This is a genomic window from Hoylesella nanceiensis DSM 19126 = JCM 15639, from assembly GCF_000379965.1.
Classification (GTDB): Bacteria; Bacteroidota; Bacteroidia; order Bacteroidales; family Bacteroidaceae; genus Prevotella; species Prevotella nanceiensis.
Genome location: NZ_KB904332.1, coordinates 80214 through 104956 on the forward strand (window position 1 = coordinate 80214; position 24743 = coordinate 104956).

The 24743-nt window shown below is 39.2% G+C and carries 22 protein-coding genes and 1 tRNA gene; 11 read left to right on the plus strand and 12 right to left on the minus strand.

The window, feature by feature from the left end; genetic code table 11:
* Positions 1-6: 6 nt before the first annotated feature.
* The 5 genes from A3GM_RS0108185 to hpt form a co-directional block, all read right to left on the minus strand.
* Entirely contained in the window at positions 7-1161 is a 1155-nt protein-coding gene (locus A3GM_RS0108185; protein WP_018362898.1) for a M23 family metallopeptidase, read from the minus strand.
* Between the two features lie 50 nt (positions 1162-1211).
* Positions 1212-2081 (minus strand): peptidoglycan editing factor PgeF, encoded by an 870-nt coding sequence (pgeF, locus tag A3GM_RS0108190; protein WP_018362899.1) that lies wholly within the window; start codon positions 2079-2081, stop codon positions 1212-1214.
* The gene (gene obgE / locus A3GM_RS0108195) at positions 2078-3247 is read right to left on the minus strand and encodes a GTPase ObgE (RefSeq protein ID WP_018362900.1); all 1170 of its coding nucleotides are present in this window, start codon (positions 3245-3247) and stop codon (positions 2078-2080) included. The genes pgeF and obgE overlap by 4 nt, the downstream gene beginning before the upstream one ends.
* Positions 3248-3427: 180 nt before the next feature.
* Positions 3428-4000, minus strand: coding sequence for an adenylate kinase (locus tag A3GM_RS0108200; RefSeq protein ID WP_009228283.1), 573 nt, complete (start codon positions 3998-4000; stop codon positions 3428-3430).
* A 165-nt stretch (positions 4001-4165) separates the two neighbouring features.
* On the minus strand, positions 4166-4702 hold the full coding sequence (hpt, locus tag A3GM_RS0108205) for a hypoxanthine phosphoribosyltransferase (protein ID WP_025829940.1): 537 nt from the start codon (positions 4700-4702) through the stop codon (positions 4166-4168).
* Positions 4703-4790: 88 nt separating this feature from the next.
* On the opposite strand from hpt, the gene A3GM_RS0108210 reads away from it, so the two are divergent.
* Both A3GM_RS0108210 and A3GM_RS0108215 read left to right on the plus strand, forming a co-directional pair.
* Positions 4791-6308 (plus strand): bifunctional ADP-dependent NAD(P)H-hydrate dehydratase/NAD(P)H-hydrate epimerase, encoded by a 1518-nt coding sequence (locus tag A3GM_RS0108210; RefSeq protein ID WP_018362902.1) that lies wholly within the window; start codon positions 4791-4793, stop codon positions 6306-6308.
* A 5-nt stretch (positions 6309-6313) separates the two neighbouring features.
* Positions 6314-7360: a DUF4831 family protein gene (locus A3GM_RS0108215; RefSeq protein ID WP_025829941.1), complete on the plus strand. Its 1047-nt coding sequence runs from the start codon at positions 6314-6316 to the stop codon at positions 7358-7360.
* Between the two features lie 112 nt (positions 7361-7472).
* Here the strand turns inward: A3GM_RS0108215 and A3GM_RS0108220 are convergent, their stop codons facing one another.
* Positions 7473-7676, minus strand: coding sequence for a hypothetical protein (locus A3GM_RS0108220; RefSeq protein WP_009228279.1), 204 nt, complete (start codon positions 7674-7676; stop codon positions 7473-7475).
* A gap of 179 nt (positions 7677-7855) precedes the next feature.
* On the minus strand, positions 7856-9037 hold the full coding sequence (locus A3GM_RS0108225; RefSeq protein ID WP_018362904.1) for a phosphoribosylaminoimidazolecarboxamide formyltransferase: 1182 nt from the start codon (positions 9035-9037) through the stop codon (positions 7856-7858).
* A gap of 243 nt (positions 9038-9280) precedes the next feature.
* On the opposite strand from A3GM_RS0108225, the gene A3GM_RS0108230 reads away from it, so the two are divergent.
* Complete coding sequence (locus tag A3GM_RS0108230; protein ID WP_018362905.1) at positions 9281-9598, plus strand: hypothetical protein; 318 nt, start codon at positions 9281-9283, stop codon at positions 9596-9598.
* A gap of 204 nt (positions 9599-9802) precedes the next feature.
* On the opposite strand, the gene rplS is transcribed toward A3GM_RS0108230, so the two are convergent.
* Positions 9803-10162, minus strand: a complete 360-nt coding sequence (gene rplS, locus A3GM_RS0108235; protein ID WP_018362906.1) for a 50S ribosomal protein L19 — start codon at positions 10160-10162, stop codon at positions 9803-9805.
* Between the two features lie 849 nt (positions 10163-11011).
* Positions 11012-11084, minus strand: a tRNA-Pro gene (locus A3GM_RS0108245).
* Between the two features lie 186 nt (positions 11085-11270).
* On the opposite strand from A3GM_RS0108245, the gene A3GM_RS0108250 reads away from it, so the two are divergent.
* The 6 genes from A3GM_RS0108250 to tsaE are packed head-to-tail and all read left to right on the plus strand — an operon-like array spanning position 11271 to position 19131.
* Positions 11271-12569 carry a 3-phosphoshikimate 1-carboxyvinyltransferase gene (locus A3GM_RS0108250; protein ID WP_018362908.1) on the plus strand — a complete coding sequence of 433 codons (1299 nt, stop codon included), beginning with the start codon at positions 11271-11273 and terminating at the stop codon, positions 12567-12569.
* 1 nt (position 12570) lies between these two features.
* Entirely contained in the window at positions 12571-12963 is a 393-nt protein-coding gene (locus A3GM_RS0108255) for a hypothetical protein (protein ID WP_018362909.1), read from the plus strand.
* On the plus strand, positions 12964-13773 hold the full coding sequence (locus A3GM_RS0108260) for a metal ABC transporter permease (RefSeq protein ID WP_018362910.1): 810 nt from the start codon (positions 12964-12966) through the stop codon (positions 13771-13773). It begins immediately after the preceding gene.
* Between the two features lie 23 nt (positions 13774-13796).
* Positions 13797-17138 (plus strand): type IX secretion system periplasmic lipoprotein PorW/SprE, encoded by a 3342-nt coding sequence (gene porW, locus A3GM_RS0108265; RefSeq protein WP_025829945.1) that lies wholly within the window; start codon positions 13797-13799, stop codon positions 17136-17138.
* A gap of 3 nt (positions 17139-17141) precedes the next feature.
* Positions 17142-18695 carry a T9SS response regulator signal transducer PorX gene (gene porX, locus A3GM_RS0108270; RefSeq protein WP_018362912.1) on the plus strand — a complete coding sequence of 518 codons (1554 nt, stop codon included), beginning with the start codon at positions 17142-17144 and terminating at the stop codon, positions 18693-18695.
* Positions 18696-18717: 22 nt separating this feature from the next.
* On the plus strand, positions 18718-19131 hold the full coding sequence (tsaE, locus tag A3GM_RS0108275) for a tRNA (adenosine(37)-N6)-threonylcarbamoyltransferase complex ATPase subunit type 1 TsaE (protein ID WP_018362913.1): 414 nt from the start codon (positions 18718-18720) through the stop codon (positions 19129-19131).
* 122 nt (positions 19132-19253) lie between these two features.
* On the opposite strand, the gene A3GM_RS0108280 is transcribed toward tsaE, so the two are convergent.
* The 3 genes from A3GM_RS0108280 to A3GM_RS0108290 form a co-directional block, all read right to left on the minus strand.
* Positions 19254-20393 (minus strand): zinc-dependent metalloproteinase lipoprotein, encoded by a 1140-nt coding sequence (locus A3GM_RS0108280; RefSeq protein ID WP_018362914.1) that lies wholly within the window; start codon positions 20391-20393, stop codon positions 19254-19256.
* 376 nt (positions 20394-20769) lie between these two features.
* Positions 20770-21780: a class II fructose-bisphosphate aldolase gene (locus A3GM_RS0108285; RefSeq protein WP_018362915.1), complete on the minus strand. Its 1011-nt coding sequence runs from the start codon at positions 21778-21780 to the stop codon at positions 20770-20772.
* A gap of 157 nt (positions 21781-21937) precedes the next feature.
* The gene (locus tag A3GM_RS0108290) at positions 21938-23188 is read right to left on the minus strand and encodes an MFS transporter (protein WP_018362916.1); all 1251 of its coding nucleotides are present in this window, start codon (positions 23186-23188) and stop codon (positions 21938-21940) included.
* A gap of 441 nt (positions 23189-23629) precedes the next feature.
* Between A3GM_RS0108290 and A3GM_RS0108295 the strand changes: the two genes are divergently transcribed.
* Complete coding sequence (locus A3GM_RS0108295; protein ID WP_018362917.1) at positions 23630-24031, plus strand: CidA/LrgA family protein; 402 nt, start codon at positions 23630-23632, stop codon at positions 24029-24031.
* Positions 24032-24033: 2 nt separating this feature from the next.
* Complete coding sequence (locus tag A3GM_RS0108300) at positions 24034-24732, plus strand: LrgB family protein (RefSeq protein ID WP_018362918.1); 699 nt, start codon at positions 24034-24036, stop codon at positions 24730-24732.
* Positions 24733-24743: the final 11 nt, after the last annotated feature.

Genomic DNA, 24743 nt, shown 5'->3' on the forward strand with positions numbered 1-24743 from the left:
TGTTGCTTATTTGTTCGTTGTTGCGGTGACCTTACCCGACTTTGAGAAGGTCATTGTTACGTTGTGCAATGAGTGATTGGTGCAGTTAAACATGATAACAGGATTAAAACGATGGCCTTTCCACTTTACTTCGAAATGAAGATGCGGTGTTGTTGCACGACCTGTGCGACCTGTTAAGCCTATAAGATCGCCCGCTTTCACCTTTTGTCCCACCTTAACGAGGTTCTTTGATTGGTGACTATACAATGTTTCGAGTCCTTCGGCATGCTTAATCACAATGCAATTTCCATATCCATAGTGTGGAGCCGACATGGTAACCACTCCGTCGAAGGCTGCATATATATTGTCGTTGGGCTTTGTTTTTATATCAACTCCTGAATGTCCACGTCGCCCTCCGTATGGACTTATGATGTGACAGCCAGGCAATGGGAATGCCCACTCGCCTTTTTTAAGGGTTGAAAGGTTGAGAACATAGTCGCCATTCTTGTTATACGAGCCGCTTTTTACTTTCTCTTCCTTCTCTTCTGCTTTCTTTTCCTTATCTTCTTTCTTGATATTTGTTTCGTCTTTCTTCTCAACTATGGTGATATCAACGTGCTTTCCTTTCTTTTTACACTGCAAAATACTTTGCTTAAGCGTTTTCTTCTTAACATCAAGAATAAGCTCAGGATTCACTTTTCCACCATTCACCATAATGTAAAACAAACAAGTTGCTTTCTTGTTCTTTGTTCCTACGATGGCAATTGTTTGTCCTGCTTTTACCTTTTGCCCCACCTTTACAAGGTTTTGAGCATTGTTTTCATACACCGTTTCTAAGCCATTGTCGTGGCGAATCACCACAACATTGCCTCTATTGCCCATCTTTCGAGCCAAACGCACAGTGCCATTAAACATGGATTTCACCGCATCGCCTTCTGAAGTGGTTATTTCTATGTCTTTATTGCTTAACAATGAGGCCTTACCTATGGGCAAAGGAAAAGAGTATTCGTTAGCAGATAAAGCTCCAAGGGAGATATAGAACGTATTAGTTTCGTCGAACAAATGAGGTGTTTCGATACTTATTTGTTGCTGTTCGGCAGCTGTAAAGGTGTCGTTAGCAGGCATAAAAGCCACCAACAAGCCTAAAAGAGCTACATAACAGAGTGTAATTAGTTTCTTCATTTAAAATCTTTTAGGTTGAACAAAGGTGTAATGTGTGTTTTCAAGGCAGTCTACCCACGAAGGAGAATGCCTGTATATATTCTGCCAGAGGCCGTTCCTAAACGACGAGCAGAGAAGTATTTGTGATGATTTGAATAGGTGCAAATGCCCGATAAGGTGATGTTTTGAGCGGGAACACCTAAGCTTTCGAGCTGTTTTTTATTGCATTGAGCCAAGTCGATGTGCCACTTTGGTTCGTTATCTTTTGCGCTGTTGTCTACCAACACATTGTTATTGTTGATAGAAGGCAATTGAGCCGACGAACAAACACATCGCTTGTCGGTGGCAAGTCCTTTCTCATTAAAAGCGTTGAACACATCACGTCCTACCTCAAACGATTCGAATGAGATGGAAGGACCTATGACTACTTGCAATGTTTTGGGGTCGGTATTGAACGAGCGATACATCTTTTCGACGGTCTTTCGCATTATATTCTCTACTGTTCCACGCCAACCTGCATGGGCAACGGCTATGGCTTTGTGCTCGGCATCATACATAACAACAGGCACACAGTCGGCAGTTGAAACGCCAATGCACACATTTGGTTCATTGGTTATGAGTGCATCGACTCCCTCTAACAGCATACCTTGAACCGAAGGGGGTAATGAAAGGAATTCAGAAGCAATTTGTCTAACCTCGGTTTGATGTGTTTGGTGAGGTAAAACGATGTTTTTTTCGTCGATTTCTAATGCTTTTGCCAATTCTAAACGATTGCTACTTATCTGCTCTTCGTTATCTCCTACCCAAGGATTGATATTGAATGAGGCATAAGCATCGTTTACTTTGCCCTCTGCTTGCAATGAGTTGTCATCGCAAGAGCGCATGGTTGAAAAGGCTTTTACGTTGTTATCGAGTTGGTATTGATGCAGTTTTGGAATCATTCTTCATCCTCCAAATCTACATATTCAAAGTCTTCTAAATCGTCAATATCTTCGTCTTCTACGAAAATAACCTCGCCTTCGCCTTCTGCTTCCAACTCTTCTGTAATGCGTTGAATGTCTTTATCACGATGAACAAGAGTATCTTCGGCAATAACTCCCTTAATCTTATTGCTCTCACTGTTGAGCTCTTTCCATAGAATATCTTTCAACTCGTTAAGTCCTTGACCTGTAACTGCCGAGATAAACACGCATGGAAGGTCGTCGGGAAGGGTCTCTTTAAGCATTGAAATAAGCTCTTCGTCGAGCAAATCGCTTTTTGTTACGGCAAGAACTCTATGTTTGTCGAGCATATCGGGATTGAAATTGCGAAGCTCGTTCAATAAAATTTCGTATTCTTTCTTGATATCATCGGTGTCACCTGGCACCATAAAAAGAAGTAATGAGTTGCGTTCTATGTGGCGTAAGAAACGCAAACCGAGTCCTTTTCCTTCGCTTGCACCTTCGATAATACCTGGAATATCTGCCATAACAAACGACTTATTGTCGTGATATCCAACAATACCAAGAGAGGGTTCTAATGTGGTGAAAGGATAGTTGGCTATCTTTGGACGTGCACTTGACAACGAAGAAAGAAGTGTTGACTTACCTGCATTGGGGAAACCAACGAGACCTACGTCGGCAAGTAGCTTGAGTTCGAGAATGATTGTCTGCTCTTGCATGGGCTCACCAGGCTGTGCATAGCGTGGAGCTTGATTGGTTGCGGTTCTGAATTGGAAGTTACCTAAACCGCCTCTACCACCTTTTAGGAGTAGAACTTCTTGTCCATCGTATTTAACATCACACACATACTTACCTGTTTCGGCATCATATACAACGGTTCCGCATGGCACATCGATGTATTGATGCTTGCCATTGGTTCCGTGACACTTATCTCTTCCGCCGTTTCCACCATGTTCTGCGTAGACATGTCGTTGGAATTTAAGGTGCAAAAGGGTCCAATAGTTATGGTTTCCACGCAAATAAACGCTTCCTCCATCACCTCCGTCGCCTCCGTCGGGACCGCCATTTGGATTATACTTAACGTGTCGCAAGTGCATAGAACCACGTCCTCCTTTTCCACTTCGACAATATATCTTTACATAATCAACAAAATTTGAATCTGCCATAACTTTACTTCCTTTCTCGTTTTAGTGCTATCCTATATGCGTTGCAATATCTTTATACAAACAAATGGGCTGTTTATAAGGCCTGAATGCCTATGTTGTAGCCTTTTAAAAAACAAAATAAGGAATTATGAAGTTGATGTTATAACTCCATAACTCCCTATTAGATATAGTGAGAAAATATTACAACTGATCGATTACAGTAGTGATATCTCCAAATATTGTGTCAAGTTCTCCTAAGCCATTGATGTGGTTGTGAACTCCTTCTTTCTTGTACCAATCAATCAATGGTGCTGTTTGATTGTGATAAACACCAAGACGTTTCTTGATTGTTTCTTCGTTATCATCGCTTCTTCCGCTCTCTTTTCCACGAAGAATCAATCGTTTCATCAACTCTTCTTCAGGTACATCAAGCTCAATCATTGCAGCAATGCGATGTCCACGCTCTGCTAACATAGCCTTTAAAGCCTCTGCTTGTGGTATTGTTCGTGGGAATCCGTCGAAGATTACACCTTTATGTTCTTTGCCAAAGCTATCGTATACGCTTGCAAGAATATCCACCATCAACTCGTCTGGGATAAGTTGTCCCTTGTCAATGTATTCTTTTGCGGTCTTACCTAACTCGGTTCCGTTCTTAATTTCACTACGAAGTACATCGCCAGTAGAGATGTGTTCGAAACCATATTTAGCAATAAGCTTGTCGCTTTGAGTGCCTTTTCCTGAACCAGGAGCACCAAAAATAACGATATTGTTCATTTTATAGGATGATATATTAATATTGTTTGTATTCTAAAAAGATGAGGACAAAAGCTTTATTAGGGTGCTTTCATCTCTCGTTTTACCTGTCTTCACAATGCACACGCTTTCGATTCCACGTTCAAAGAGCGTAGTATTAAAAATTAATTGTGAACAACTTAGGGTTTATTCTACGATTGTGTAGATGTCTCTTAGGTTGCGTCCTTGATGATCATAGTCAAGTCCATAACCAAGAATAAAGTCATTTGGGATTTCCATTACAGCATAGTCTATCTCCAAAGGCACTTGAAGTCTCTCGGGTTTAACTAGCAATGAGCAGATATGAATAGACTCTGGATTGCGTGTTCCGAGTGTTTCTATCATTCGTTTCATTGTTAATCCTGTTTCAACTATGTCCTCAACAATAATAACTGTTCTGTTAGTTAAATCCTCATTGATACCTAACACCTCTTTAATTGTTCCTGTAGAGGTTGTTCCTTGATATGAAGCTAGCTTCACAAACGATATCTCACAAGGAATAGTTAACATTCTCATAAGATCCGCAGCGAATATAAATGAACCATTTAACACCGCTAATAGTAGTGGATTTTTATCCTTCATATCGTGGTTTATACGATCTGCTACTACTTGAATTCTCTTCAATATCTCTGCTTCCGGTATAGAAGTCTTAAAGGTTTTATCCTTAATTGTTATTTCAGCCATCTCTAGATACACTATATTTTGTTGCAAAATTACTAAAAATATACCATACTTTGAGCACATTAGCATTAAATTTTGTATTTTTGCATCTATGAAGATATTCACAAGTAATCAAATAAAAGAGCTCGACAAATATACAATCGAGCATGAACCCATTAGTTCTTTAGACCTAATGGAGCGTGCAGCTAAAGCCATAAAAGAGGTGATTTGCGAGCGTTGGAACACACAAACACCCTTTGTTGTATTTGCAGGTCCGGGCAATAATGGCGGAGATGCACTTGCAGTTGCACGTCTTTTACTTGGTGAGGGATACAGCGTTAAGGTGTATTTATTTAATATCCACAATAGTCTTTCGCCCGATTGTGAACAAAATAAGCAACGTTTATTAGAGCATAAGCGTGCTAAAGACTTCACAGAAGTTATCACAAACTTCGATCCACCCAAGCTAACTGAAAAGGAAGTAGTGATAGATGGTCTCTTTGGTTGTGGCATAAACAAACCTTTGTCGGGCGGTTTTGCATCGCTAGTGAAATACATCAACCAATCACCTGCAAAGGTTGTGAGCATCGATATACCTTCTGGTTTAATGCCTGAGGACAACACTTACAATGTAAGAGTAAATGTTATCAATGCCAACTTGACCCTTACTCTACAACAAAAGAAGCTTGCAATGCTCTTAGCAGACTGTCAAAAGCACATAGGAGAATTGAAAGTTCTTGACATTAGATTATCAAGTGAATTTATAAAGAATACTTCTTCGACTTTTAATGTTATCGAAGAAGGTGACATCGTACCATTACTTAAGAAGCGAGAGCTATTCTCTCACAAGGGATTAATGGGTCATGCGCTACTCATTGCTGGCTCTTTGGGAATGGCAGGAGCTGCAGTTTTATCTGCAAGAGCGTGCCTTCGTAGTGGAGTTGGTAAGCTAACGGCTCACGTTCCACAAGCTCTTTACCCCATATTGCAAACCGCTGTACCTGAAGCAATGGTACATTTAGATACCAACGAACAATTCTTTTCTGAAGCAATAGATTGCGATAGCTATCATGCAGTGGGTCTTGGACCTGGCTTAGGCTTAAATGAAACCACCGCAATAGCACTCATTGCGCAGATAAGACGTGCGCAATGCCCTCTCGTTATCGATGCAGATGCCATCAACATCTTTGGCAATCACCGTGCATGGCTACAACAATTGCCCAAAGATATCATTATGACTCCACATCAAAAGGAATTAGAACAACTCACAGGAGCAACCTCAACAAGTAGCTACGAACAGCTAATGAAGGCCTCAGAGTTTGCTCAACACTTTGAATGTTACATCATATTGAAAGGACATTACAGCGCATTATGCCTCCCAGATGGCAATATCTACTTCAATACAACAGGCAATCCGGGTATGGCAACAGCAGGAAGTGGAGACGTTTTAACTGGAATTATCACCGCATTGCTTGCTCGTGGCTACTCACAACGTGAGGCTTCGCTACTCGGAATGTATCTTCATGGCTTGTCGGGAGACCTTGCTGTTAAGGAAATAGGCGAAGAATCGCTTATCGCAAGTGATATTATTAACTTCCTTCCAAAGGCATTTAAACGATTAAACGACTAAATTTCATGAAAAAAGGACTATTTATTCTCTTCCTTTCTATAATGGCTCTTTGCGCTAATTCGCAAACAACTGCAAACAATGGAATATCTTATTTCTTACCCAAAACGCAGATGAAGTTGGCGATTTTAGTTGAAAAGACCACCTATACTCCTGGAGAATACGCTCAATATGCAGAGATTTATTTGAAGAAGAAGGCGGACTTAGAACCCAAAACTTCGTATAAAATAGTGGGATTGGATATGTATCTCACCGCAATACCTGACTCTTCTAAGCGTTATACCCTTGCAATTGACCGCAAGCACAGTATTGTTGACTTGAAATTGGAGCAAAATGGCGTGATAACTGCTATCAACGGACAAGCTCAAAGCATTGCTCCTTTCAAGCAGTTCACTCCTTCTTTAAAGCCAAAAGCCCTCGATCCAAGAGACTTCCTCAGTCAAGATGCGCTCAATGCAGACAGCAAATGGAAAACAGCTGAATTGATTGCGCAAGACATTTACGAAGTGAGAGAGAGCAAAGACATGCTTTCTAAGGGAGAAGCTGAATACATGCCGAAGGACGGAGAGCAACTAAAACTGATGCTCAACCAACTTAATCTGAAGGAAAAAGGATTAAGAGAACTATTCGAAGGCAAGGTGGTTTGCGACACAACTCAATTCTTTATCACCTTGACACCAGAAAAAGAGCAACAACGTTCTGTTGCCTTTAGATTCTCAAAGCATTTTGGTTTATGCGCAGCAGACGACCTTAGTGGTGAACCTTGCTATGCTGTTGTAACCGATTTAAATAGTATTCCTGCTATTGAAACCAGCGCATTAGCAGACAAAAAGCAAAAAGACGACACAGGATTGTACGTTAATCAACCTGGAAAGATTAAGGTTTCGTTCGAAGGAGAGCCTATCAATAAACAATCATTCGAATTCTATGCGGCTCAATTTGGACGTGTAGAAATGCTCAATAGCACACTCTTTGGAAAGAAATTTATAACCCACATCACCCTCAACCCTATCAATGGGGCTATAGAACACTTAAAGACTGAGCCTTTAGATTAATGCTCATCATTTGCAAAAGATAAACTATTGCTCGCACCTTATTATATATAAGAGAGCAAAGAACAAGATATAAGAAAATAAAAGAAGCGTTGAAAAGGAAACAATTCCTTGTTCAACGCTTTTTTTGTGTCTTGCGATTAGCTCTTTGTTGGCGGTATTTTGCTTTTTGCTTTGCCGACCCACTGCCATGAGCACCAGTGATATACTGTTTTTTCTTCGCTTTAGTTTTTACCTTTCCGTTATCCTTATCGCCTCCAGCTGATGTCTTTTTAAAAACCATTCCACCACCTGATATAATCTCATCGATATCTGCCATAATCTCAGTTTTATGTTATTTACACTACAATTGCGCAAGCAGTCTTGCCTAAACCCATTAAAACAAGGAAAGAACATCAACCTGTTGAATACAAGTATAATGCCCTTTCTCTTGCAAAATGATATGCTTTATATCTCTGCAAGATGACATTGCATTTGCAAAGATACGAAAATTATTTATTAATGATGGAATAAACGAATGCCAGTGAATGCCATTGCGATATTATATTTGTCGCAAGTGTCAATAACATTGTCGTCTCTCACCGATCCACCAGCTTGTGCAATGAACTCAACACCACTCTTATGAGCACGTTCGATGTTGTCTCCAAATGGGAAGAAAGCATCGCTTCCTAAAGCCACCTTATTGTTCTTTGCTATCCATTCCTTTTTCTCTTCACGAGAAAGAGCCTCAGGTTGTTCTGTAAAGAATTGTTGCCAAGCACCATCTTTCAATACATCTTCAGAGTCTTCGCTGATATAAATATCAATTGTATTATCTCTGTCGGCACGTCCAATACCTGCTTTGAAAGGCAAGTTCATCACTTTTGGATTTTGGCGCAACCACCAAATATCTGCCTTACTACCAGCAAGACGAGTACAGTGGATACGACTTTGTTGGCCAGCACCAATACCAATTGCTTGTCCGTCTTTTACATAACAAACCGAATTACTTTGAGTATATTTTAAAGTAATCAATGCAATCATCAAGTCTCTCTTAGCTTCTTCGCTGAAATTCTTATTCTTTGTAGGAATATTAGCGAACAACTCTTCGCCATTTAGTTGTATTTCGTTTCTACCTTGTTCAAAAGTAACGCCATACACCATTTTAGTTTCAAGCTCAACAGGCTTATAGTTCTCGTCAATTTCAATGACATTGTAAGTGCCTTTGCGCTTTTCTTGCAAAATAGCCAATGCTTCAGGAGTATACCCAGGCGCAATAACGCCGTCGCTCACTTCTCTTTTAATAATCAAAGCAGTAGCTTCGTCGCACACATCACTAAGTGCAATGAAATCACCATACGAACTCATGCGGTCTGCTCCACGTGCTCTTGCATAGGCACAAGCTAAAGGAGAGAGTTCAACTTTTAAGTCATCAACAAAATAAACCTTTTTAAGTATGTCGTTAAGAGGTAATCCCACTGCTGCACCTGCAGGCGAAACGTGTTTAAAAGAGGCTGCTGCAGGTAGGCCAGTAGCTTCTTTTAGCTCTTTAACCAACTGCCAACTGTTCAATGCGTCCAATAGGTTTATATAACCAGGACGTCCATTAAGCACGGTAATAGGCAACTCTCCCTCTTGCATATAAATACGAGAAGGCTTTTGATTTGGATTACATCCATACTTTAAAGCTAATTCTTTCATTGTTCATTTATTTTGAATAGTTATATCTTTATATTCTCTTTGTTTTTTATTTCGTCAGCCCTTGTTTTGCAAGCATGCAAAATGAAGCTTTTCGAAGTAAAATAATTGTATTCATTATATTGCGCTATTAAGTATTTTTCAATACCTTTGCATGTAAATTTTTCAGCGATAAACACTGACGTTTAAATCAAATAGAGCGATACAAATATAGACATTTAATATCGATATTATTTACATAGCACAATGAAGCATGATTTATCTACACTCAGAAAGGTGATTGAAAAGAGTTTGGGAAAAACTATTTCTGCCACAACAGATATGGAGAAGGTTGTTCTTTCGTTCTCTAAACACCAAATAACACTTAGTGGGAAGATTCTAAAACAATTGTGGAGCCACATTAAAGGCACCGAAAAATTGTCCCCAGACACTCTTAACAAGCTTGCACTTCTTGCCGGTTTTCAAAATTGGAGCGATTTTCAAAAGGCTTTACATGGTGAAAGCGACGCCGAAATTAACTACGAAGACCACACCGAACACCCCACTCCTCCGTCGAAAGACTAATTCTATCATTCCGTGCAACTGCCCTTTTTATCTTTTAAGAAAGATATTGTTGCCTTTTGATAGGAATATTATCCAACCGCCACTCAATTGCTATTGCCTTGCGCACACATACTATCTATATATAAATAGGTGAATGCAAGAGGCTTTCTGCAAAGATTATAGGAAACAAAAATGCAGCACTCATCTGAATGCTGCATTTTTATTTTACTCTCCAACAGGAGTTTTTCTTTCTTTAATACGTGCTTTCTTACCTGTAAGTTTACGTAGGTAGTACAACTTAGCACGACGAACTTTACCACGTTTGTTCACCTCGATGCTTTCGATGTTTGGTGATTCTAATGGGAAGATACGCTCTACACCGATAGTTCCAGACATCTTACGAACTGTAAAACGTTTTTTGTCACCATGTCCGCAGATCTTAATAACTACACCACGGTAACGTTGGATACGTTCTTTTGAACCTTCGACGATTTTGTAAGCGACAGTAATTGTATCACCTGCTCTAAACTCTGGTGCTTGAATGCCACTTGCAAATGCTTCTTCAGCAATTTTAATTAAATCCATGTTTATTTAATAATTAAATTTGTTTGTCGTTCCAATGTAACATAACGAGCAACACTTCTTCTCGCCAGCGATTACACCGAAAAGCGTTGCAAAGGTACAATTTAATTCTAAATACAGCAAAGATATATCTCTGTTTTTGTGCTTTTAGGTGATATTTAATAATTTATTGAGGTGAAACAAGGTCTTTTTTCGTTCTCACTTCACCCCTACTTCGATTAACATTTTAACCTTTATTCAAAATAAAACACCTCTCTCTTTTTCTTCTTCTAAGTAGAAAACGCTCCAAAAGAGATGCTTTTAGGAACAAACTACAATCTATTTTTTAATAACCCCACCCCACTTCTACTTCAATTCAATTGCTTTTATTCTCCTAAAACAGAATTACACTTTATATTTCCATCTTACAAGATAGACAAAAGCAGTGATATTGTAGTGCAAACGTAATGTCTTTGCTTTGTAATAGCAGTGCTTTTATATTCTATTTCTTATGCTTTTTCCATCTAAAAGCAATGATTTTGCACCCTATTTCCTATCTAATTGCTACAAAACGAGCATCTTTTTATCTACACATCTCATGGCTGTTCAAAACAATGAGAACAATATTCAAGAAAGAGCATCAACACAAAAGCGTTCTATTTTTGCCCACATTAAATTAAGTTACATTAACTTTTAAACGCTCATTTATAGTTAATTCTTCTTCAATAAACATTCTACCTATAAACAACTCGTATTTCTTTTATTTTAATTAGGATCGACATTGAAGTGCAGAAAACAAACTATCGAGATACAAGTTCGTGAAAATAAAAAAAGGAAAGATGTAGTTCATCTTTCCTTTCGTTATAAATTGAGTCGGGATTACTGGACTCGAACCAGCGACCTCGCGCCCCCCAGACGTGTGCGCTACCAACTGCGCTAAATCCCGTGCAATCGTTTTGCAAAGGTATACAATTTGTTTTATTCACGCAAATATATCATTCTGTTTTTAAAGAAAAAGTAAAATCATGAAGTTTTATCATCGCACTTGCATTATATTAATGTATAATTTGTACCTTTGTGTAGGTCTAAAGGCCTTTAAAGGCTCACAAACAGCAACTGATATATACCCAAAATGAATAACATACAACAGCACATTGGTCAACACGATGCGACATACAACATATCAATACAGCCGCCCACAAGTTTAAACGGCAATGTAGAAATACCCACATCGAAGAGCATTGCCAACAGAAGTATTGTGATAGACGCACTTTCGAACAACACTTCTACTTTCCAAGGAGCTGTCAATTGCGACGATGTTGCGGTGATGTTGAATGGAATAAAAGGGGACACTTGCGAGTTAAACATTATGGCTTCGGGCACTGCAATGCGTTTTTTAACGGCTTATTGGAGTATTCAACCCAACTCTACCCACATCTTAACGGGTACAGAGCGCATGAAACAACGCCCCATTAAGGTGCTTGTAGACTCGCTTAGAACGCTTGGTGCCGACATTGAATATATGGAAAAAGAGGGCTATCCACCACTCAAAATAAATGGAAAGGCACTCGAAGGGGGTACGGTTACTATGCCTGCCGATGTCAGTTCGCAATATGTTTCGGCACTATTGATGGTTGCTCCGTTCTTTACAAAGGGCTTAACGCTAACGCTGAAGGGCACTATTGCCTCTCGTTCGTATATCGATTTAACGATAGATATCATGACTTCGTGTGGCGCAAAGGTGCATTGGACCGACGTAGATACGATTAAAGTGGAACCAAAGAGATATGAAGCTACTCAAAGAATGATTGAGAACGATTGGACTTCGGCTTCTTATTGGTATCTGCATCTTGCCCTTTCTAATTGCCAAGAGGCTCAAATCACGATGAAAGGTCTTAGCGAATCGTCGAAACAAGGTGACTCTGTGGTGCGCTATCTCTTCTCTTTACTGGGCATTAAAACTGCCTTTATAAAGGAATCGGCAGATAATGACATGGCAAAGGTGGTGCTTTCGAAAGACAAGAAGAAGCTTTCGATGTTGCACTACGATTTTATTAATGCGCCAGACTTAGCCCAAACGATGGTTGTTGCATGCGTTGCAATGGGCATTCCCTTTCGTTTTACAGGATTATCAACATTAAAAATAAAGGAAACAAATAGGATAACGGCACTTCAATCGGAGCTTCTTAAACTGGGATTTGTTGTGAATAACGACAAAAGCGACGAACTCTCGTGGAACGGAGAACGATGTGATGTGACCTCAACTGATATCAATACGTTTGAAGATCACCGCATGGCACTCGCCTTTTCGGCTTTGACTTATCTGTTTCCAAATATCACTATCAACGCAGCCAACGTGGTTTCGAAGTCTTATCCACACTTTTGGAGCGACTTAGAGTCATTGGGTTATCTGCTAAAAGTTAAATCATAATATGCTTATATTAATATTATCACTTGTCGTCTTGGGCTGTTTTGCTGCCCTTTTAGGTCTTATCTCGCATAAAAAAACAGGTAAAGACGATGTTATTCTCGAAGGTTCTGGCTCGTGTTCTACATGCAATGGCGATGATGAACACTGCATTCACGACTGCATTTTGGAAGCTGCTGTGAAGGAAGTGGAATACTTTGACGATGAAAATTTGGACGCTTTTATTGGCAGAGAGAGCGACAGTTACAATGAAAAAGAAATTGAACAGTTTCGTGAAATACTTTATACTATGAATCAAAAGGAGGTTGCCGACTGGAATAGAAGCTTGACTATACGGGGCATTAATATTCCTAATGATTTGAAAGACGAAATGATAATGATGATAGAAAACAACTAAATGGATATTTTAAGCTATTCTTTCTTTCAACATGCACTCATCGGAAGCTTGCTGGCAAGTATCCTTTGCGGAATTATTGGCACTTATATTGTAACCCGAAGACTGGTTTTTATAAGTGGAGGAATTACGCATGCATCGTTCGGTGGCATTGGTATTGGGGTGTTCTTGGGCATCAATCCCATTCTATCAGCAATGGTGTTCTCTATCATGAGCGCTTGCGGTGTGCAGTGGTTGTCGACTAAAGGGAACATAAGAGAAGACTCTGCGATTGCTATGTTTTGGACTCTTGGAATGAGCATCGGTATTATTTGCAGTTTCTTAACGCCTGGATTTATGCCCGATTTGCCTTCGTTCTTGTTCGGAAGTATCCTTACGATTGGCGTTTCCGACCTGCTTTTGCTCGGCTCTTTGTGCCTCATCACCACCCTTTTGTTTGTGTTTTTCTATCAAACAATTATCTGTGTGGCCTTCGATCCCATCTTTGCTAAGTCGCAACGTTTGCCTGTTCAAACGATAGAATACGTGCTGATGATTCTCATTGCCATGGCTATTGTCTCTACATTGCGCATGGTTGGAATTGTATTGGCTATGAGTTTGCTCACCATTCCACAAATGACTGCCAACTTATTTACCTACAATTTCAAGCGAATGATTCATCTAAGTATTGCCTTTGGCTGGTTAGATTGCCTCTTAGGTCTTAGCATTAGCTATTGGTTTAACGTGCCTTCGGGGGCTTCAATCATCTTCATTGGAATTGTGATGTATGCCTTATGCAAAGCATTTAAAACCATTCAGCAACATATTCATTAATATAAAACAACACACTTAACGACGTGAAACAGTTAAAAGCCATATCAGTTCCATTGCTAATGTTGATAGTTCTACTAACAACAATAGCCTGCTCGTCGCATAAAAACACGGCAAGTAGCCGCTGGTGGCAAGGCTTTAACACCCGATATAATGTTTATTATAACGGAAAATTGGCGTATATAGATGGTGCTTTGGAGAAAGAAAACTCGAATAAAGATAACTTCACCGAGCTACTTCCATTGTACACGGTAGCCAATAAGCAGTCGAAAAACCTCGGAAGTGGTAGCTTTGACCGAGCAATAGAGAAGTCTAAGAAGGCAATTAAGCTGCATAGCATTACCAAAAGACCTGAATGGACAAAGCAAAGACGCAAAACCGAGAAAGATATAGAATGGCTTAGTCGCAAAGAATATAACCCCTTTATTTGGAAAGCATGGCTACTTATGGGACGTTCTCAATTCCATAAGGGTGAATTTGATGAGGCTGCGGCTACCTTTTCGTACATGAGTAGACTCTATAAGACGCAACCTGCCATCTATGGAAGGGCTCGTGCGTGGCTCGCTAAGTGCTATATTGAACAAGGATGGCTATACGATGCAGAAGATGTTATTCGCAATATGCAACGTGACTCCATTCATTGGAGAGCACAAAAGGAATGGAACTACACTTTAGCAGATTACTATATCCACACAAAAGACTATCAAAAGGCGGTGGTTTATCTTCGTAAAGTGATTCAACAAGAGATGAGAAAGAAGCAAAAAGCACGTGAATGGTTCCTCATGGGACAGCTTCAAGAACTCTTAGGGAATAACAATGAGGCTTATAAAGCATATCAACACGTTGTGCGTTTGAATCCTCCTTATGAGACAGAGTTCAATGCTCGCATCGCAATGACGGAGGTATTGGCAGACAAACAATCGGCTAAAATGGCTGGAAAGCTAAGAAGAATGGCTCTTTCTGATAAGAATAAGGACTATAAAGACCGTATTTATTACGCTTTAGGAAACATCTATCTACTTCAAAAAGACTCACTAAAGGCCATCAGTTCGTATGAAAGAGGGCGAAAAGAGAGTACCCGTAATGGCGTTGAAAAAGGCGTATTGTTACTTAAACTCGGTGATATCTACTGGAATAAGGAGCAATACGACAAGGCAAAGTCGTGCTATGGAGAAGCTATTGGCTTGATAGATAAGGAGCGAGAAGATTATCCTGAACTATCGAAAAGATCGACTATTTTGGATAAGTTGGTGCCTTTTACCAACGAGATAGCCCTTCAAGACTCGCTACAAGCATTGGCATTAATGCCCGAAAGTGCCCGTAATGCAGCCATAGACCGTGTTATTACGGCTCTAAAGAAGAAGGAAAAGGAAGAAAAAAGCAAGGAACAAGAAGACTATGCACGCAACATTCAAAGAGAGAATGGTGGCTTTGACGTAGACGATGGACGTGATATCATTAGCAACAACAATGCTAATGACTCTAAACAATGGTATTTCTACAACCAACAAGTGGTGAATCAGGGTAAAGCTGCATTCGAGAAGCTTTGGGGAAGACGTGAGAATACCGACAACTGGCAACGAAGTAACAAAACAGTTGTGGGCACAAACACCAATAAACAGAATGTTGTTGGACAAGAAAACAACGACACTACAGACGTTATTGATATGGACTCGCCTACTGATTCGGTTTCTAATATGAGCGATTCAAACGACCCTCACAAGCGAAGTTACTATCTTGCGCAAATTCCTTTCACGCCAGAACAACTCAAAGAAAGCAACGATAAGCTAAGCAACGCATTGTATCAGTCGGCGGTTATCTTTAAAGATGAATTGGATAACCTACGCTTAAGCGAGCGCAACTTTATGCGTTTAGAGACTCAATTCCCTGGAAATAGCCACGAAGCAGAGGCTTATTACCATTTATATCTATTGTATTCACGCTACAAAAACACGGCAAAAGCCAATCATTATCTTGCTCTTTTAAAGGATAAGTATCCTAAAAACGAGCTAACAAACATCTTAACCGACCCTTATTTCGTGCAAGATGCACAGAATGGAAAGCACTTTGAAGATTCATTATATGCCGAAACATACGAGGCTTTCAAAGCTAATGATATCTATAAGGTTAGAAACAATCTTGCAATATCAACCAAACGCTTCCCCAAAGGCGCCAATAGAGATAAGTTTTTGTTTATCGGTGCGCTTGGAAAGTTAAACAATGGAGAACCCAAAGAGTGCTTAGAAGACTTAGAAAACATTGTTACCAACTTCCCAAATAGTAAGCTTAACCACCTTGCAGGCAATATTATTAATGGCGTAAAAGCAGGTAGAAAGCTTCAAGGAGGCAAGTTTGATATGTCTAAAATGTGGAATCAAAGAAGCGAAGTGTTGAACAACACCGACTCAACTGCTGTTAAATCGTTTACCAACGACACCAACATTCCATTCATGGTGTTGATGGTTTACAACCCCGATTCTATCGATAAAAACAAGCTTTTATATGCCATTGCGAAATACAACTTCACTGGTTTCCCTGTAAGAAGTTTCGACATCGATACCCAAAGCTCACCCAATGGCGAGGAAATGCAGATTGGAGGCTTCAATAATTTCGATGAAGCGTTGCTCTATGCTCGTAAGATTAGACAACAACGAGATATCATTCGCTTGCTCAGTAAGGCGCACATATATGTCATCAGCAATAAAAATGCTGAGCTACTCCATAGCGGTTTGGGTTATGAAGCATACGAAAAGTTCTATAACAAGCACTTCTCTGCAGCTAAACTTCCACCAATTACGCTACTCAACGAGCCAAGTTCTATCACAACGGCAAAAGAGTCAGACAACAATAAGACCGAAGAAGCGCCCAAAGAAAGCATAGACAATGGTGCTACGGTTATTCCTTTAGAGCCCGAATTGGTTGCTCCTAAGGCTGAAACGATTATTCCTTTAGAAGAAATAAAAGAGCAAACGCCTCAACAAGGCACTCAACAAGGCTCTACAACTGTGATTATTGAAGACGAAAAGCCACAACCAAAGGCATCGACAAACAATGACACTAAGAAGGAAACAAAGGCTACTCCTGCCCCAACTACAAAGGGTAAACAGCCTCAAAAAACTGCCACTAAGCAGCCAACCACAACTAAACCAACCACAAAGACACCACAACAGCAACCTAAAAAGTTGCCTGCGAAAGAGGAAACAACCACTACTCGCACTGGAATTTACTTTGGAGATGGTTTTGGCGAGCCTGCTTCTAAAACTCCAACTCAAAACAAACAGGAGAAGAAGGACACGCAAAAGAAAGACGAAAAGAAAACAAAACGTTTTGATTTAGAAGACGATTATTATGAACTTGAAGGTTTTTAAGCTATGAATAATGGACTACTTTTATGGATTGATGATGAGATTGAGCTTTTAAAAGCACATGTCTTATTCTTAAAGCAAAAAGGATATGAGGTGATAACTGTTAGCAATGGCTTCGATGGTATTGAGCAATGCAAACAACATTCCTTTGACCTTATCTTGTTAGACGAGATGATGCCTGGTATAACTGGGTTGGAAACGCTTCAGCAAATAAAAGAGATTACGCCTTCAACACCCGTTGTTATGCTCACAAAGAGCGAGGAAGAAGATATCATGAACCAAGCAATTGGTTCTAAAATTGCCGATTATCTCATCAAACCTGTTAATCCAAACCAAATCATTCTATCGTTAAAAAAGAACATACACCGCAAAGAAATTGAGACGGAAGTGACGCAAATGAATTATCAACAGAGCTTTCTCGACATCTCAACTCAAATCAGTAACTGTTCAAACTACAACGATTGGATCGACGTTTACAAGCGTTTGGTGCGCTGGGAGCTTGATTTAAGCAACACAAACAGCGCAATGAGCGAGATGCTAAGCATGCAAAAAGAGGAAGCTAACAATGGATTCACTAAGTATGTAAAATCGAATTATATTGATTGGGTGAACGGAAAAGACGCTAACAAGCCTTTGATGAGCCCTGAAATATTCAAAACTAAGCTCTTTCCCCTTATCGATCAAGGCGAAAAAGTCTTCCTACTTATATTAGATAACTTGCGCTTCGATCAGTGGAAGGCGCTCTATAACGACATCGCTTTGCTATATGATATCGATGAAGACCTTTACATGAGCATTCTACCCACAGCCACTCAATATGCCCGAAACGCTATTTTCAGCGGCTTAATGCCTATGAACATTGCTAAAATGTTCCCTCATTTATGGGTAGAAGAAGATGAAGACGAGGGCAAGAACCAACACGAAGAGGAATTGATTGCAACGCAAATAGAACGTTATAGAAGACATGATACTTTCTCATACTTTAAAGCTAACGACTCAACGGTATTAGAAAAGTATCTTGAAAACATTCGTTCTCTTGAAAAAAATCATTTCAATGTGTTGGTAATTAACTTCATTGACATGCTCTCACATGCGAGAACTGAGTCGAAAATGGTGCGTGAATTGGCATCAGATGAGCAGGCTTATCGAAGCTTAACCTTAAGTTGGTTCAAGCATTCAGCGGTGAGTGAGCTACTTAAACAATTGGCTGAAAAAGACTATAAGGTTATTATCACGACCGACCATGGTAGTATTCGCACCAATAAACCTATCAAAATCATCGGTAAAAAGAATATCAATAGCAACTTACGATATAAATTTGGCAACACACTTGCCTACAATCAAAAGGAAGTTTTTTGTATAAAAGATCCACAAAAGGCACTTCTTCCATCGCCTAACATCAGTACTGAATATGTATTTGCAACGGGAGATAGTTTCTTTGCCTATCCCAACAACTTCAATCACTATGTGTCTTACTACAAAAACACATTCCAACACGGTGGTATCAGCATGGAAGAAATGTTGGTTCCGCTCATCACTTTAACTCCAAAGAATAAATAACAATTACACAACAATAATAAAAATGAAAATAAAAATCAATAGTATTGCAGACATTAAAACTGCTGCACAAGAATTTATTAACAACATAAACGGCAGTACTGTTTTTGCTTTTTATGGCTCAATGGGTGCTGGAAAAACCACATTTATCAAGGCTGTGTGCGAGTGTTTGGGTGTAGATGATGTGATTACATCACCCACTTTCGCTATTGTTAACGAGTATCATGCTGACAACGATTCGAAAGTAATATACCACTTCGATTTCTATCGCATTAAAAAGTTAGAAGAAGTATACGACATGGGTTATGAGGATTATTTCTATAGCAATTCGCTTTGCTTTATTGAATGGCCCGAATTGATCGAAGAGTTGTTGCCTGCTAACGCTAAAAAGGTTACGATCACCACTTTAGAAGACGGCACAAGAGAGATCGAAATGTAATTTTTCACCTTATTATATATAAGGTATAGATAATAAAAGAATGAGCCTTTGGTTTTCAAAGACTCATTCTTTTGTTTTTATAGTTATCGTAATTGTCTGCCGAAGACTATCTGCCTACCTTCTTAACGAGGGCATTTTGAAATGCGAATAGGCAAGTCGAGCACTTTATCGGGTGCGACACTACGAGTGGTTGTCGTTTTCTTTGGACCTGGAATAAGTGGACTATAATAAAGCACTTGGCGCATTCTATATTGCTGATTGGGTGTGAATGCGTAAGAATAGCAATAAGCATAATCCATTATATTGGTGGCTTCATAAACCTTTCCCGAGCAATCTTTGCGTTGGAAGAGCTCATGTACGTTGCTTGATGTTAAGCGACTTGCCAAATCTAACGCATCTTTTTCATATTGCTTTTTATTATATGAAGGTGTGTCTTGGCAATAATCGCTATCAACACAACTATCTATCACACCATTATTTCTATCTTCTGCAAACACATGGAACAAGCCTAAGTAGTGTCCAAGTTCGTGTGCAAGGGTCACAACAACATCTTCTTCTTTATATCCTCTAAAGGTTTTCTCTTTCAAACTCGAAGTGTAACGAGCCGAAAGCGTATTGATATACTTTGCATTGATTGACACTGACAATGGGAAAGAAATGTTTTTCTTTGTCATTTTTCCAATGGCAACCTGTTCAAGTCCTTGTAATGTGGCGTTTTCTTTGGTCTTATAAGGCATGTGACTGATACCTAACACCTCGCCTTCACCACCATCTTCATCGAAAAGATACACGAATACGTTGATGTATTTATTAGGATCCCAAAGGTATTTGGTGTATTTATTGCCGTTACTGGTCATGAAATTTTCGCAGTTAATGGGGTATTTCTCGTCCCATTGGTCATACACCACGCCTTGTGTTTTCATCTTTTCGCCCTTCTCATCTTCTGTTGCTGCAACAAACTTTACACGAATATTGGCACTGGGTCCATAAATTCCACCTGCATAAAGTTCATTAACATAGAAAAGAAGACGGCGCAAATGGGCGTCGTTTGGAATGTATTCTTGCTTTGTTGTGCTGTTCGAAAGCACATGAAACACCACTGGCAACTCGTATAATGTGTTGTCGTTGATCTCTTTGGGAGTTTCTTTTTCTTCTTTTGGTATTGTTTTTCCGTTGTCGATAGGCTCTTTATCGCAAGCCATAAGTGCAACAACTACAAACAAACAACAAAATATTTTTGCTATTATTGTTTTCTTATTCATAAGTATTATGTTATCTTTTCTTTTTACCTAATATCTTCTGAGAACGACAAAAATACGCTTTATTTTTTTATTTTCAAAAGGTTTGGCTCTGAATTTATTATTTTTTGTTAGAATCTTCTACCCTATTCTCTTTCTATTTGCATTGTTATTGCCATCTAAAAGCATTGATTTTGATTGGCAATTGCATTGAGTTTTGTCGATAATTGCATTGCTTTTTGCTGGTAATAGTATAAACTTTGGGTCGTAATAATATTACTTTTATCAGCTATTTTCACTGAGTTAGCAATTCTGTTGCTATCCTTTCGGCATAAAAAATAGGCGATAGCTCGCAATGAGTTATCGCCTATTGAATATTAAATCGAAATAAACTTTCTTATTAGTCGATTTGAGCTAGCTTGAAATCAGAACCAAGAACGTTCTTAACTTTGTGCTCATAAAGCTCTGTCATCAAGTCACGTGCAGGTCCACAGTACTTACGTGGGTCGAATTCTCCTGGGTTTTCAGCAAACACTTTGCGTACTGCTGCAGTGAAAGCAAGACGAGAGTCAGAGTCGATGTTAATCTTACATACTGCACTCTTAGCTGCTTTACGAAGTTGTTCTTCAGGAATACCAACTGCATCAGGTAACTTACCGCCGTTCTCATTGATAATTTTTACATACTCTTGAGGTACAGATGAAGAACCATGTAGTACGATAGGGAATCCTGGAAGTTTCTCCATAATAGCATCAAGGATATCGAATGCCAATGGTGGTGGAACCAAAAGGCCAGTCTTTGGATCACGAGTACATTGCTCTGGAGTGAACTTATAAGCACCATGTGAAGTACCAATAGAGATCGCAAGTGAATCAACTCCAGTCTTAGTAACGAAGTCAATTACTTCTTCAGGGTGTGTATAGTGTGACTCTGCTGCAACAACATCGTCCTCAACACCAGCTAAAACGCCTAATTCACCTTCAACAGTTACATCAAATTGGTGTGCATATTCTACCACCTTCTTTGTTAATGCAACGTTTTCGTCGTAAGGTAAGTGTGAACCATCAATCATTACAGATGAGAAACCGTAATCAATACAGCTCTTACATGTTTCGAATGTATCTCCATGATCTAAGTGAAGAGCAATCTCAGGATGTTTGTTTCCAAGTTCTTTTGCATATTCAACTGCTCCTTGAGCCATGTAACGAAGAAGTGTTTCGTTAGCATAAGCACGAGCACCTTTTGATACTTGAAGGATAACTGGTGACTTTAATTCAGATGTTGCCTTAATAATTGCTTGCAACTGTTCCATGTTATTGAAGTTGAAAGCAGGAATAGCGTAACCGCCATTGATAGCTCTTTTAAACATCTCACGAGTGTTTACAAGACCTAAAGATTTGTAATCTACCATATTCTTATTATTTTTTAATGAATAGTTTATATTTATCTTAGTGTTGCAAAGTTAACATTTTAATTCTTTCCTAACAAAGAATAGCATTGTTTTTTATATATTTCTTGCCATTAATGAATCCCTTTTACGTTTTATTTCATCGTAAATGTACTTTCTATTACTTATTTATTTGTCTTCTACCCTTTAGTAAGTAGATTGCATACAATGTGACAACATTAAATCCTACCGCTGGAATGATAAATGGAAGAACGTGATTTGTGGTATCAGCAATATAGCCCATAAGCAAGAATCCGCATCCTCCTATAGGCGTCATCATCAACAACGACGATGCTCTTTTGGTTAAACCGCCTAAGTTTTGTAATGCAAGAGAGAAGATAGTGGGGAACATTATGGCCTCGAAAAGATACACTCCAAGAAGCCCAACCATTGATATTACCTTGAAATTCATTAGCACCAAAGCACAACAAAGGGATGCTCCCAATCCACAAACAGTCAAAACGAGTTGTGGGCGTATGTGTTTCATAATGTAACTGCCTAAGAATCTACCCACCATAAAGAAGCCCAAAGCCAACGTTAGCAATAATGATGCAGTGCTATCGCTCATCCAATTCATTCCAGTTACAAAGTTTATGAAATAGCTATTGATTGATATTTCAGCTATTTCGTAAGCTAACAACGCTGTTAAACCAAAGGTAAATGACTTGATTTGAACGAGTTGAATAAGTGATTTACCTAAACTTTCGCTATGTAGATTATCGTTATGAGGTATTTCGGGAAGCGAAACACGAGAGAATAAGAATGCAATAAAGAGCACAATAACGCCTAAGATGACATAAGGCACAAGCACATCGGTTATTCTTGAGGTTGATTCTGCGTCCGAAGTAGCTGTTTCTCTGAAGAAGAAAAGACCCACAACAGATGTTGCAAACAAACTTCCTAAGCCGTTAAACGATTGAGATAGGTTCAATCTACTTGTGGCTGTTTGAGGAGATCCCAATTCTGTTACATACGGATTGGCAGCCGTTTCGAGGAAGGTTAAGCCACAACCGATAACGAAAAGAGCCAAGAGAAAGATGTTAAAGCCACCTATATACACTCCAGGAATAAAGCTAAACGAGCCTATTGCAAAGAGAATGAGCCCTAAAACCACTCCTTTTCGATATCCAAATTTATTGATAAACATACCAGAAGGTATGGCCATGAGGAAATATCCTAAATAAGTTGTAACCTGAATCCATGCCGATTGGGTAATAGTGATACCCAATTCGTTCTGAAAATGTTTGTTGAGCACGTCTAATATGGCACGTGCAAAGCCCCATAAAAAGAACAAAAGAGTTATCATTACGAATGGAATGAGATACTTTTGTTCGGTTAGTTTGTGCTGTTTTTTATCACTACTAGCATCCATTATTATATTGTTTAGTCTTATTTTATTTTCTTATTCAGTCCTTTTGCTCTCCCTTCAAAAAGCAAGCGAGCATCAATCCTTTGATAAGTTGTATCAAATCGTTTTGTTTCTGTTTACTCAACAGATTCCTTTTTTTGCATTGCAAAGGTACATATTATAGGTAAAACACCAAAACTTAAATAATATTTATATTTTTCCTAACATCATTATCTTTCCCAACTTTTTATTTTTCGACATTCAATAGGTCTCTAACTTGATTAAAAACAATGAAAATACGCACAGCTATAGAATTAGTCTTATTCTTGAGAAGTTCGTTGTAAATAAGTTGTATAGCACACTTTTAAATTGTAACTTTGCAATTGGTAGAGCTTAAAAGCCTATCCAACAAGAATAAATATCACAAAACATAACATCAAATAAAAGGGTAACACCTTCATAATTATGGCACGACAATTCTTTATTATCTTTGGTTGCTTAGCCATAGGCGAGTTTATTGTTTGGCTAACGGGCATCAAACTGCCTTCGAGTATCATAGGAATGCTTGCGCTAACAGCCCTCTTAAAGTTCAATATTGTAGAACTTTCGTGGGTTCAAAAGCTATCAGAGTTCTTGATATCTAACCTTGGTTTCTTCTTTGTTCCACCAGGAGTAGCTATCATGTTGTATTTAGATTTAATCCAAAAAGAATTTATTCCAATCATCTTGGCAACGGTTGTCAGTACCATTTGCGTGCTTATCGCCACAGGACAAGCCCACCAATTGGTGATAAAGATTGAAAGAATGATTATCAAGAACAAGTTACTTCATATTAGAAGACTAAGAAGAAACAAAAAAGAAGAATAGTTATGAGCAGTTTCTTTTCTAACCAATATATTATATTAGCACTCACCTTCGGCGTATTTTACTGCGCTCGTCGTTTACAACAACGCACTGGTTGGATTTTGCTTAATCCCATCTTCATAGCCATAGTTGTAATTATTTGCTATTTAAAGATCACCAAAGTTCCTTTCTCTGTATATAGAGAGAATGCCCAACTCATCGAGTTTTGGCTCAAACCAGCCGTAGTTGCTCTTGGAGTTCCTTTGTATATGCAGTTTAAAGCCATACAACGTTTGTGGTTTCCACTGATGATAGCCCAGTTTATTGGCACCTGTGTAGGTATTATTAGTTCCGTTTTAGTGGCGAAACTCTTTGGCGCTTCGAAGCTTGTTGTTATATCAATGGCAGCCAAATCGGTAACAACTCCTATCGCAATGGAGGTCACTACATCTTTAGGAGGTATCCCTGCACTTACCGCTGCCGTTGTAGTTATCACAGGAGTACTTGGTGCAATCATGGGATTTAAAACGCTTTATTATGGTCATGTCAGCAGTCCTATCGCCCAAGGGCTCTCAATGGGCTCGGCAACTCACGCCGTTGGAGCCTCAACAGCCATGATTCACAGTCCCAAATACGGTGCATTCGCCAGCTTAGGAATCATTCTTAACGGTATCTTTACATCGTTATTAACCCCCACCATATTGCGCTTAGTAGGCATCTTATAATCCTTTGTAAA